Consider the following 12,494-nt stretch of genomic DNA (forward strand, 5'->3'; position numbering starts at 1 on the left):
AATGGAAACAGTGTTATTTGTCATTTTTGCGTGTCTTTAAGAGTGCTCAATTGCTTTGATAATTTCTTCTTTTTCCGGTGTGGAGAATGTACAGGGGTAGCTTTGCATACCTCGTACCGCTTTCAATCCTTTCTGAGTATATCTCCAGTCAGCTAGCCTGTTTACCCAACGTAACAGGGGATGTTTATGAGTGAATTCCATAATCTTCCTTTTACCGGAGATTTCGGCTGTGTCTTTAGGCATGTCGCTGATGCTGCAAATAAAGGAGATAGCATCTTCAAGCGTGCTACCTTCCCGGGCTACCAGCAATTCTGCCAATGCCAGAAGAAAACCTTGATATTCCTTCCGGTATTTATGAGATGTTTTGATAACTGAAACAGGTACGGTGGTTTCGGTTGCGGAACCTATAATGCGCTCGCGGGCACTGTAAAAATAGGGCAGTGTGGCATACTTACCGAAAATAAGCGCAGCATGGTTAAAGAACTCTTCGGCCAGAAAGAGATTACGGAAACGCAGACTACCGTCCGGATTAAAACAAGCTGCATACATTCTCTGGAAAACATCGGTTCGTGTGACGGAATAAAGCAGGGAAGCATACATATTCTTTTCCTGGGAAAGTCTTTCCCGAGGAGTCTCGCCCGTTATTTGTTTATCGAAATAGCGAATATACCGCGGATAGAAGGATATCTTTCCTTTGCGGGGAGTGAAGGTCAGATAATGGCCTTGTGCCGTACTGTAATCGGGGTGGGCATCCAGAAAAGCAGCCATTTGGGCAATGGCTGAGGGCACGGTGAAATCATCATCGGCACAATATAGCACATAAGGAGTACAGATCATCGGGAGCACTTCTTTCAGTTTCAGCAGGAAATGCAGTTTGGGACGGTGCAGGTACGTCACGTCCGGATATTTCTCCACATCGGCAAACGGAAGGTCGGAGGAATCGGGTACGAGGACTTTTATATCTGTGCGGCTATAGTAGTCGAGTAATCTGCGCAGGCGTTCGGGACGGTTGTGCGCAGGGATGATTACAGTTACATTTTGCAGTGACATCATTGTATGGTTTTCTTTTTAAACAGATACTGAAGGCTTTCCTGAAATACGGTAGACTTCAGACTCCACATCAGAAATATATAAAGTGAGGTGGCTAAGGCAATCTTTACCAGCAAGGAGAGATAGATGTTCTCCACATGACTTGCCACCCAGTATGTAAAGGTCATTACGGCTACGGAGATGATGAGGTAAGGGGCAATATCCTTCAACGTATTGAACAAGGAAATCCCTATATACTTATGGGCAAAATAGTGCCAGACCAATAACCAGAGAATATTGGCGGCAGTGTAAACTATCAGCATCACGTTTAGCCCGTAAGGGTAGCTGCCCCATACGCATAATATCTGGAAAATGCCCAGTGCAATGGTATTCCACATATATATGTTCGGTCTTCCGAGGCTGTTCATCAGGTTGGAGTACAATGTTGCAATAGGCATGAAGGCTCCCCATACGCATAATATCTGCATGACGGGTACGCAAGGCAACCATTTCTCGGTAATGGTAATTACAATCAGTTCCTGCGAAACGATTGCCAGTCCCAGCATGGCGGGGAAGCTGACGAACGCTGTAAAACGCATTAGTTTGCGGAATATGTTTTGCAGGCGTTGCAGGTCTTCTGATGCTTCTCTGAATACGGGCTGCCCTACACTGTTTATCATTCCGAAGATGGTGGAGTAGCCCATGGTAGTCCACTTGCTTCCCTGAGAATAGTAACCTGCCTGCTGGATGGTGTAGAAGCGACCCAACAGAACGGAGAAGATGTTATTATTGATATGTGTGAATAACGATGTGAAGAGCAATTTACTACTGAAAGGCAGCAATGCCCGCAGCGGGCGCAACCGGAATGAGAATGTGGGATGCCAGGGTGAGAATATCCAGAGCAGTATTGTATTGGTAGTGACGTACAGTACCGTTTGCAGGGCAATTCCCCAGTATCCCCAACCATGATAGGCACAGGTAACACCTGTAACTCCCGAGACTATAATAGCGGCTATCTGTATCTGACTGCGCTCTTTCACCATAAGGTTGCGGAAAAAGTATGCCGTGGGGGCAGTACCGAAGCTTCCGATAAAGAAACTAAGGAATTGGAAACGGGCCAGCTGTGTCAGTTCTGGGGTATGGTAGAAGTCGGCAATGAAAGGAGCACACATGAAGAGTATCAGGTAAAGCGATGCTCCGATACTGATATTAAACCAGAATACAGCGTTATAATCTTCGTGCTTTACTTTTTTCTTATTGACGAGAGCCAGGATAAAACCACTTTCAGAAAAGATTCCGGCCATAGCGGAGAAGATGGTTAGCACAGCCACCATACCATAATCCGTATCGGTTAGCAGCCGGGCAAGGAATATCCCGAAGACGAGGTTTAGCAGTTGCATAGCGCCATTGCCTATGCCACCCCACAATAACCCTTTGGCTGTTTTTTCTTTTAGTGACGTTTCTGTCATTGCTTGGCTGGTTTATGATTAAGATATCATTTAATTGCGTTTAATTCTCGGATAAATTGCTCGTAAATTAAGAATGTATCTCTCTTATTATTAGGTGATTACATTTTGGATGCGTTTAAATTGCGTTTAAATTGCGTTTAAATTGCGTTTAAATTATCCGTTTTAAGATGCCAATCCGAATATATGCCTCTGGATATGTTTTCAATCTTATCTTGTTTCCTGAGCTTCGTAAGCAGGTTTCTGACTTTTGAATGTTTCTGGCTTTCGCTCAATACATTCGGTAGCTTATTCCAAAGCAATTCTGTTATTTCTTTCTTTGTAAGCGTACCGTGCTCTCCGAGTGCTTTGAGAATCAGGTCACAATAATAACAATCTTCAAATCCTTTGTTGTTGGAGTAGGCTGTTTTCTGATCTAATTGTTGAGCAACCGGTTTTGCTATAAATAAGTTCGGCTTTCTGCCTTCAATCAGATTCTTTCTTCTGAGAAGACTGATTTCCTCGTTTGATATCGGACGATTTAATTGTATACGGTTAAGGGCCTCTACCTCCACTAATGTCAAATCTTGTTTTTGAGCTAATATATTGGCATATTCCATATTCAGAATCTTTCCGATAATGGTGACTTGCACCCTGTCTCTATCAATGATATAGTCGGGCAAAGGAAAGAGGCGTTGACGTTGAAAATTGAACATTTTCCGTATTCCGCTACCTATTGTGTCCACCATTTGTAGCCCTACCATTGCACGAGCCAGGAAGGGATTTCGATAAACTTCTTCCGGTGCGTTGTCCTTCAATACATTACTGATTGTGCGGGGAATGAAACTTCCTTTATTGGTAAATACAAGTTTGTCTTCATACTCTACTACATTGATTTGTCCACCTAATGTATAGTCTTGGTGTGCAACGGCATTATTAATCGCTTCTCGAATGACATACGGTTCATACGTATCTACTTCCTCGGGGAATAGGGTGCGGAACTCAGGGTTGATATACCGATACTTTAGATTACGTATTTTCTGGTAAATCTCTTCAATGGAGATGATGAACGGACAACTTTTAATCTCGTAATCCCGCTCTGTCCCTTGCGAGTCTTTGAGTATCCAGCGTATTTTGGCTACTGCCGGCGAAATGAGTACTTCACTCTCTCCTTTCCCTAACAAGACAATGGCTGCATTGGTTATTTTACCTTTTATAGTCAGTTTAGCCTTGTTCAAAAAGGTGACATCATCCCATTCTGCTATTTCAGCAGCATTCTTTTTATTCTTCGCAATGTATAGTGAGCGTGCAATGGAGATAGCTCTAGGATCTAAATCATCCAAAGTCGCCTCTTTTACAATTTGAGCACTCCAATCGGACTGATGGCTTTGATTGCGAATAGATTCTAATTCATGTAGGCTCAAGGCTACCAATGATTCACCGTCGCGACCATAGTAATGCCCTTTATAAGAAGTCGGAATACCTTTGGGAGCTGCCGGTATCTGAAACATGATAACTCTTTTCCCTTGATACACAACTTCGTGTATTTCCGTAAAGGTGATGCCACAGTTAGTCCCTTCGGCTATTTCCCTTTTCAGAGCATCAAGCGAAGGACGTGTTGGTTTATATAAACTGCCTAAGATAGCATGGGTTTTATCATGAATGCCGAATAACAACCAGGCAAATTCTTCTTGGCGAAGATTGGCTTCGTTGCTAAGAGCTGAGAAGTATTCTCCCAACTTGAGTGTATCGAATCCATTCTGAGCTTTTTTGAATTCTACGACTTCATTTTCTCCCGGCAAGTGGATGAAATCCTCCAAAAGCTTTATGAGTTCTTGAGTTGTCATTCGGCATTAAGATTATTATTTACTTCACTTCACTACCCGGCTTCACTTCCTTCATCGTAGTAACCACAGAGAGCGAACCGTCAAAGTTCTCGGCAGAGAGGATCATACCTTCGCTGACGATGCCTTTCAGCTTACGCGGAGCAAGATTGGCAATGAAGCATACTTGCTTGCCTACCAGTTCTTCCGGATTGTAGTGCTGTGCGATACCACTGACGATAGTACGGTTTTCCAGTCCGTCGGCAATCTTGAATTGCAGTAATTTATCGGCTTTGGGGACTTTCTGGCATTCCAATACGGTGCCCACGCGAATATCCAGCTTCATGAAGTCATCGAATTCGATATTCGGGCGGATAGGATTAGCTTTGTAGTTGGCTTCCTCATTAGCCTTTTTCGTATCAAGCAACTTCTGTACCTGTGCTTCAATAACGCTGTCTTCTATCTTCTCGAAGAGCAATTCAGGAGTAGCCAACTGGTGTCCGGCCGGCAATAAATTAGTGCTGCCCAAAGTAGCCCAGTCGAAGCTGTCCATGTTCAGCATCTTACGTAGTTTCTCGCTGCTGAACGGTAGGAATGGTTCGAATGCAATGGCAAGGTTGGCAACCAGTTGCAGAGAGATGTTCAGGATAGTAGCTACACGATCCATATTCGTTTTGGCGATCTTCCAAGGTTCGGTATCTGCCAGATATTTGTTTCCGATGCGGGCCAGGTTCATGGCTTCCTTCTGTGCATCACGGAACTTGAATACATCCAGTAACTTTTCTACTTCTGTTTTTACATCAGAGAATTCTTTCAGTGTTTCGCGGTCGTAGTCCGTAAGTTCACCGGCAGCGGGTACTACACCATCGAAATACTTCTTGGTGAGTTGCAGGGCACGGTTCACGAAGTTACCGTAAACGGCTACCAATTCATTGTTATTGCGTGCCTGGAAATCTTTCCAGGTGAAATCATTGTCTTTAGTTTCAGGCGCATTGGCTGTCAGCACATAGCGAAGTACATCCTGCTTGCCGGGGAAGTCTACCAGGTATTCGTGCAACCATACGGCCCAATTGCGTGAAGTCGAAATCTTGTCGCCTTCCAGGTTCAGGAATTCATTACTCGGTACGTTATCAGGCAGAATAAAGCTGCCTTCCGCTTTCAGCATGGCAGGAAATACGATGCAGTGAAATACGATATTATCTTTACCGATAAAGTGAATCAGGCGGGTTTCGGGATCTTTCCACCAGGTTTCCCAAGTGTCGGGCAGCAACTCTTTTGTGTTGCTGATGTAGCCGATAGGGGCATCAAACCATACATACAGCACCTTTCCTTCCGCACCTTCTACGGGTACAGGAATCCCCCAATCAAGGTCACGGCTTACTGCACGGGGTTGCAGGCCCATGTCAAGCCAGCTTTTACACTGACCGTATACATTGGGGCGCCATTCTTTATGATCTTCCAGAATCCATTGGCGTAACCAGCTTTCGTGTTGGTCAAGCGGCAGATACCAATGCTTCGTTTCGCGCATTACGGGCTTGCTTCCACTGATGGCACTTTTCGGATTAATCAGGTCTGTGGGGCTGAGGCTCGTACCGCACTTCTCGCATTGATCGCCGTAGGCACCTTCTGCATGGCAGTGGGGACATTCGCCTGTGATATAGCGGTCGGCAAGGAAAGTCTTGGCTTCCTCGTCGTAATACTGCATACTTGTTTTTTCGATAAAATCGCCTTTGTCGTACAGCTTACGGAAGAATTCCGAAGCGGTGTCGTGATGAGTTTTTGAACTTGTGCGGCTATATACATCAAATGAGATGCCGAACTCTTTAAAAGACTCTTTGATGAGCGTGTGATATCGGTCTACTATATCTTGCGGGGTTACACCTTCTTTCTTGGCGCGTATCGTGATGGGTACTCCGTGTTCGTCCGAACCTCCGATAAAGATTACATCTTCCTTTTTCAGTCTCAGATAGCGGACGTAGATATCAGCGGGTACATAAACTCCTGCCAAGTGTCCGATATGAACGGGGCCGTTAGCGTAGGGCAATGCCGACGTAACGGTAGTGCGTTTGAATTTCTTTTCCATTGTGATATATGTATCTCTTTTGTTATGAGCGCATTTTAGTGTGCAAAGATAACGGTTTTCCACTCAAAGAAAAAGAGAAGACAATGAAATGTCCAATGATGTATTCAAAAAGATTCAGAAATTGTGTATCGGTTATTGATTGCAATACCGTAAAATCGCTTTTTCTATTTCGGTTTTCTTCTTTTCATCTTTTACAAAATCACTTATTAAATATATATGAGTGGTAGAATTCCCAATTCCGATTAAACTTCCCACTTGATTATTAATTCCTTTAAACCATTTATCATAGCCTATAATTTTATCACCTTCAGTGACAATATACCACGGGTTGCCTCCATTTGTTTTAAAATGAATATTCACTTTACTGCACTCCTCAAAAATTTGGGTTACCTCCACAGAATAACGGGATAGAGCCAAATAATTGGTATAAACTTGAACTCGCTTTCTAAAATCCACATCAGATAGCATATAGGTATATTGAGCAACATAAGAGATAGATGAATATCCCCCCAAGAGCACATCAGTAAGAACATGAGTACCATATTTCTTCACTATTTCATCTCCGTCACTCTTCTCTAAGTCATTCAGGAACTCTTCAGACAAGAAAAAACATAAGTAACGTGGCCAAATGTGAGGAAGGGTAAATCTGCTGGTAGGCTGTAAATATTCCGCCTTGTAAAAATAATCCCCCTGTAGGTTTTCCTCCATATCTCCTACGTCTTCTGTGAACAGTTTAAGAGTAATATCCCCTATCCTCGTTTCTACTTGACTCTTCAAATAAATATTATCAATATATTTATTCAAATCTCGATTCTCACTTATAACCCAGTTTCCTCCATTGTAAAATAAATGTTCTTCTATTGGAGAATATCGAAATAGTTTTATTGGTTCCTGCTTTACATAATCATATCCGTCACCTGCTAACAGACGTTCTACATCAATAACTTTGCCTTTTACATTTATATATCCCTTTATGGTACTCTTTTTACAGTCAAATCCTCTACCCAATAAATCTATGTAATCATAGGTTTTATCGCTCGTTACAGTTTCTATAAATACTTTTATATCAACAGGATCTTTCTCTACTACTATCGGCGGCTCGATTTCTGGTTTTATTTCTTGCATCGAAAAATCACATCCGCTCCAAAGCAGTAACAGTATCCCAAATAAAGAGTAGTTCAGTCTCATCATAATTAGGGTGCTTATAAAGTTTGTATAGATTGACGTTTACTTCATAATTAATAAAGTATCACGCAAATGTATAAAATTAATTTGTATAAGTACCTCCTCTAAATAAGTTTATATTATCATATTCATGAAAGCCCTTTTAATAAAGGATTTATAAAACGAGAATAATATAAACTAATTAGGGTGACATACTTAGACCTAATTTATATATCATTTCAACAAGGCTCCTAATAGCAATGCAAGTAAAAAGCAATACGCAGGGAAAAGCGCATGAGTAAACATGAATCTCGGTAAGAGTGCCCTTCGTCTCATGCGATGTTCTTCATCGGATAAAGCTCTCGCTTCTTCAATCAAACGTTTTATTATACCTTTTTCATAAATCACACCGACTATGCAAAAAGAGATTATAGCACATACTGCCAATATCAGATAAGTGATGTTTTTAGGTATGGGATGATACACGTGGGCATAAGTATAAATAGGTATGACAGCGATGAAGGCCAATTGTGATCCAAGACAAATGACAAGCGTAATAAATACGTTAACCGTTTCGTTATCTGCAACTCTCCCCAACCGGTTTCCGGTCAGTATTCCCCGTATCCATGTCTCTATGTATTTAAGGATGAATGTATCCATAAAAATAATTTTTAGTTATTAATATTGCCCGTTGTTGACAACTTGCATTCTGTAACTGGTTATAATGCGCCTTTATGAACGGTGTTATATAACTTAATGTGAATTTGTACAGTATTTTAATAAGACATCAAACAATACTGTTGCTAACATACAATACCCAGGAAAAAGCGCATAGGCAAAAATAAATCTTAGCATAAGAGATTTTCGTCTGATGCGATGTTCTTCATCGGATAAAGCTCTTGCTTCTTCAATTAAATGTTTTATTACACCTTTCTCAGAAATTATACCGACTATGCAGAAAGAGATAATAGCACATATTGCTATTATCAGATAGATGATACTTTTAGGTAAGGGATGATACAGTTTGGCATGAATATAAACAGGTACGGCAGCGATAAAGACCAATTGCGAGCCAAGACAAATGACAAGTGTGATAAATACGTTCACTGTCTCATTTCCTGTAACTCTCCCTAACCGATTTCCAGTCAGTATTATCCGTGCCAATGTCTCTGTATATTTGAAAATGAATGTATCCATAAAGATAATTGTTAATATTGCCCATTGAAGTTTATTCCGAATCTGTACAGCATTATAGTAGATATCCTTTGGGGATGAGATATTGAAACAGTGCACACAACGGCATTACGTATGCTATGGGGAGCATGTAATATAATAAGAATGTAGGTATTAGTGCCTTTCTTCTTGCTTTATGTTCTTCTTTAGTTAGCTTATTAGCTTCCTCTGTCAAATTCTCATACACCTTTTCCTTTTTTACTTTTTGCATAAATAATATTGCTACTATAGCTGCAATTACTACAACGCTATATACTAAATTCTTTGGTGCAGGATGCCATAAACGGGCATAAACAAAAAATGGTATCACCATTTGTATCAGTATTTCACTAAATACTAAGATTATTATTCCCCAATGAATATCATTTATTTCATTTTTAGGGGTACGAAACTTAGGGACACGGTATAACCGATTATAAGATAACTGTATCCTTATAACTGGCGTTATATAGTTTAGTCCGAATTTATATAGGTATTTCATCATAATGGGTTTATATAACAACTTCAGGTACGGAATTACATGGCTTTTAGAATAATGCACTGCTTCTCTGTTTCTATGTTGTCTTTCACAATAACAGAGGCGAGAAGAATAAAACAATTCCTCGGATTGCCGGAACATGCAGGACTGGAGGGCTTGGCAAAAGCCTTGCAGCTGCGTTTTTATGCGAATATAAATAATGGTGAGATTATTTTGGGGAAAGACAATAAAACTTTGGTGTATCGCACGCTTGAATGTCATGTGCAAACAGCCCGCAAACGAAAACAGGTGGAATATCATCCTTGTAAATCGGTGGGTATAATTGAATATAGCGGTTTTGCTAAAACAATAGATGAACGCATTACTTGCGAATGTCTTAGCTGCTATCCGGATATTACCGATAATAGCTGCTGTTGCGCCTGGCAGTTTACTTTGAATGAATAATACGGAGAATCTCATTTCAAAATGTAGAAACATGATGTAGTGAATAAATTTCTTAGATATGGAATACCGGCGATTATTGCAGACTGCTTTCGGGGCGTCAGTCCGAATTTTATTTCATAATGAGGATTTATAAAGAACAATTGTCTGTCTACAACTGTGATATGATTCTTGCGCACGAGTCTTTCAAATAACTCTATGGGGGTTCTGGTTTCCTTTATGGACAAAAGTTCTTTAATGCAATCTTCGTTTTCTCCACTCATTTTCAGAATGCTTTTATACATAAAGGCGGGTAGCAGATGAATAAAGGGAATATGAGAGATTGTCTTGCTTTTGCATATTTGTTGATGCCCTCCAAATGGCATCTGCCATGCGGGGAATGACATGAAAATAAGACCTCCGGGTTTAGTATACTTCGGCAGATTGGATAAGAACATTGCCTTGTCCTCTATATGTTCTATCACGTCATGGCAGATAATCAAATCAAAATTATGCTCAAGACTTTTTAGCTTGAAGATATCGGATGCAATGAAGTTTCCTTTGATTTGTCTTTCTTCAAAAAACAGGATGGCATCCTTAATTCTACCTGCGGATATGTCGACTCCTGTCGTGCTGCATCCCAGTTCGGCAAAGGGCAACAGATTGCCCCCATCTCCACATCCTATCTCTAAAATATTCATTCCTTCTTTAATCTTCTTGAATTTCGAGATATAAGGAATATAGTATTTCTTGCTTGTTATGGAAAGTTCCTCGAAGTAGAGTTTCCTGTTTTTCTGTCGTTCTTGCATAATGTTAGTAAGTCTGTTATTTCTATTTTGTTAATCTCATTATCGGTTTAAAAATGGTGTCTTTCCCAAAGAAGAAGTGGGATAAATGTAGCTTGTCCATGCCCCATGCCATTGCTAAACAGCCCATTGTTGTGAAAAAGACTGATGTGAACATAAAAAGCATTCCAGTTGGCTCAAACTGTAAAACTGGTAGAAATACCTTGCATAAGATTGTGAAAATCGGAGAGAATAGAAGTATAACAAGAGTATTTTGACCAATAAAGTAAAAGTTTTGTTTGATGCATTCGGGCAAGTAGCGGTGAATATACAATAGTATGCTGATTGCCAAGTAAGTAATGATAATACCTGCCAATGTTCCCCTGTTCAGATTATCTGGGAAACAGCAGAGTATTACGATAGGAATAAGGGCGAGGAGTGACGCCTGAAAGATATGGGTGAATGGTAGTTTGCTTTGTCTGATAATGACTCCTGCAAGAAAGTAAATGGCATTGGCAAATGCCATAAGTACTCCCCAATAAGATATTGTGAACAGGCATACGCCAAATAGTATTATGCGTGAAATGGTTGTTGCATGAATATAACGGAATATGTAATAATAAATAAGGCTACAGATGATGAGGGTGTGCAGATACCAGTAGGGACCTATTGGTTTAACAAATATTTTGTGTAATAATAAGGTTGGGGTAACTTCTGATACGCTTTCTCTGACGGGTAAGATATAGGACATAATGACATAGCCTGTCTCCATGCAGATGTATGGGATAAAAATCCATAATTGTTTTTTTAAGAAACTTCCGGTGTCTGTTTGGATGTTGGTCAAATAGCCGGATAGAATAAGGAAGGCGGACATATGGAATGTATATACAATCTGCTTTGCATAAGGATATTTATCGCCTATATACACCAAGTGGAAAGCAACCATTAGAAGAATGAAAATGCTTTTCAGGTAGTCTAATTCTCGAATACGGTGTTCCATAAATTGTTTTTTTGTGTCGTTGAGAAGAGGGAAGACAATGAAAATCCTCTTCCCTCTTCTTTCTCTTCCCTAAAACGATTAGTGTGTTATTTCCAGTTGGCAACCTTTTTCTATAGTATAAGGTTTATTTATGGTTATACTTTGGCTTCCTTTTAGGATAAGTTTGGCACCATTGCTGACTGTGATATTTTCAGATAATATATCTGTGCCCGTAACAGTTCTGTTGGATGTTACAGTCTGATTACTGAATATGGTTTGAGTCGCAGTGCGGGTTAGGACATTGCTTTCTTCTATCGGAATAACTCCGTCATTTGTACAGCCTATGATGATAACGAGTGCAAAGGCGGTAATTAATATAGATTTCTTTTTCATGTCTGTTTTCCCCTTTCTTAATTACTGTTGAGCTTCCAATGCAGCGACTTTTTCGTTTAGATCTTTAACAGCATCAATAAGTACTGCTATGAGGCTCGTGTAGTTGATCAGTTTGTTTCCATCTGGATCAGTCAGGACAATATTGGGTAGAACTTGCTCTACTTCCTGGGCCAATAGTCCGATTTCCTTTCCATCTCCACCTTTTCTGAACTTGGTGTTATCGGAATTGTCTGTGAAATTGTATGAAACGGGTCTGAGTTGTTTAATAATGGATAAACTTTGGGATAGGGATTGGATGCTATTTTTAGCTCTAGCGTCAGAATAATTATATACATTCTTTACCTGAATACTGTTGAATGTACTGGTTTGTGAATTATAGAACACTACTTGATCCAAATGACTTGCCAAACGAGTTGCAGCTGGGGTTACATCAATTTGAAAGAAATTACTACTTGGACCTGTTAAATATACACCATTACTGAGGATTGTTTGACTATAGTATTTATACTGAGTTAGATCTCCTATTGTTAAATTCCCTTTGCTGTCATACTTGATTTGCGCATTAACCATAGTGCAAATAATCAATAAAGCTAAAGCTAAAATAGTTTTTGAAATTGTTGTTGTTTTCGTTTTCATAGTGAATAATTTTATTGTTAATACTA

13 protein-coding genes are annotated in these 12,494 nt (G+C 40.2%); 1 reads left to right on the forward strand and 12 read right to left on the reverse strand.

All coding sequences use genetic code 11. From position 1 onward, the window contains the following. Nucleotides 1–36: 36 nt before the first annotated feature. The 8 genes from VYM24_RS06735 to VYM24_RS06770 form a co-directional block, all read right to left on the reverse strand. Entirely contained in the window at nt 37–1,053 is a 1,017-nt protein-coding gene (locus tag VYM24_RS06735) for a glycosyltransferase family 2 protein (protein WP_330941816.1), read from the reverse strand. Further along, nucleotides 1,050–2,498: a lipopolysaccharide biosynthesis protein gene (locus VYM24_RS06740; protein ID WP_291550382.1), complete on the reverse strand. Its 1,449-nt coding sequence runs from the start codon at nt 2,496–2,498 to the stop codon at nt 1,050–1,052. Before VYM24_RS06740 ends, VYM24_RS06735 begins: the two co-directional genes overlap by 4 nt. Nucleotides 2,499–2,635: 137 nt before the next feature. After that, on the reverse strand, nt 2,636–4,321 hold the full coding sequence (locus tag VYM24_RS06745) for an RNA-binding domain-containing protein (protein WP_291550381.1): 1,686 nt from the start codon (nt 4,319–4,321) through the stop codon (nt 2,636–2,638). 19 nt (nt 4,322–4,340) lie between these two features. Then, nucleotides 4,341–6,380 (reverse strand): methionine--tRNA ligase, encoded by a 2,040-nt coding sequence (metG, locus tag VYM24_RS06750; RefSeq protein WP_291550380.1) that lies wholly within the window; start codon nt 6,378–6,380, stop codon nt 4,341–4,343. A 132-nt stretch (nt 6,381–6,512) separates the two neighbouring features. After that, entirely contained in the window at nt 6,513–7,571 is a 1,059-nt protein-coding gene (locus VYM24_RS06755) for a hypothetical protein (protein ID WP_330941817.1), read from the reverse strand. A 207-nt stretch (nt 7,572–7,778) separates the two neighbouring features. Beyond that, nucleotides 7,779–8,204 carry a hypothetical protein gene (locus VYM24_RS06760; RefSeq protein WP_299093554.1) on the reverse strand — a complete coding sequence of 142 codons (426 nt, stop codon included), beginning with the start codon at nt 8,202–8,204 and terminating at the stop codon, nt 7,779–7,781. 93 nt (nt 8,205–8,297) lie between these two features. Beyond that, on the reverse strand, nt 8,298–8,741 hold the full coding sequence (locus tag VYM24_RS06765) for a hypothetical protein (RefSeq protein ID WP_299093552.1): 444 nt from the start codon (nt 8,739–8,741) through the stop codon (nt 8,298–8,300). 52 nt (nt 8,742–8,793) lie between these two features. Continuing rightward, entirely contained in the window at nt 8,794–9,261 is a 468-nt protein-coding gene (locus VYM24_RS06770; RefSeq protein ID WP_029426502.1) for a hypothetical protein, read from the reverse strand. Nucleotides 9,262–9,297: 36 nt separating this feature from the next. Here VYM24_RS06770 and VYM24_RS06775 point away from each other — a divergent pair, with 36 nt between their 5' ends. Then, on the forward strand, nt 9,298–9,699 hold the full coding sequence (locus tag VYM24_RS06775) for a DUF6125 family protein (protein WP_299093547.1): 402 nt from the start codon (nt 9,298–9,300) through the stop codon (nt 9,697–9,699). 11 nt (nt 9,700–9,710) lie between these two features. Here VYM24_RS06775 and VYM24_RS06780 read toward each other — a convergent pair whose 3' ends face one another. From VYM24_RS06780 to VYM24_RS06795, 4 genes are all read right to left on the reverse strand, one after another. Beyond that, a complete protein-coding gene (locus VYM24_RS06780; RefSeq protein WP_330941819.1) occupies nt 9,711–10,484 on the reverse strand; it encodes a class I SAM-dependent methyltransferase in 774 nt (257 codons plus the stop codon). A 22-nt stretch (nt 10,485–10,506) separates the two neighbouring features. Beyond that, nucleotides 10,507–11,460, reverse strand: a complete 954-nt coding sequence (locus VYM24_RS06785; protein ID WP_330941820.1) for an acyltransferase family protein — start codon at nt 11,458–11,460, stop codon at nt 10,507–10,509. Nucleotides 11,461–11,538: 78 nt separating this feature from the next. Further along, nucleotides 11,539–11,832 (reverse strand): hypothetical protein, encoded by a 294-nt coding sequence (locus tag VYM24_RS06790; protein WP_299093543.1) that lies wholly within the window; start codon nt 11,830–11,832, stop codon nt 11,539–11,541. Nucleotides 11,833–11,853: 21 nt separating this feature from the next. Then, nucleotides 11,854–12,468, reverse strand: a complete 615-nt coding sequence (locus tag VYM24_RS06795) for a tail fiber domain-containing protein (RefSeq protein ID WP_299093541.1) — start codon at nt 12,466–12,468, stop codon at nt 11,854–11,856. Between the last annotated feature and the right edge of the window lie 26 nt (nt 12,469–12,494).

The sequence above is a fragment of the Bacteroides sp. MSB163 genome (genome assembly GCF_036416795.1).
GTDB lineage: Bacteria > Bacteroidota > Bacteroidia > Bacteroidales > Bacteroidaceae > Bacteroides > Bacteroides maternus.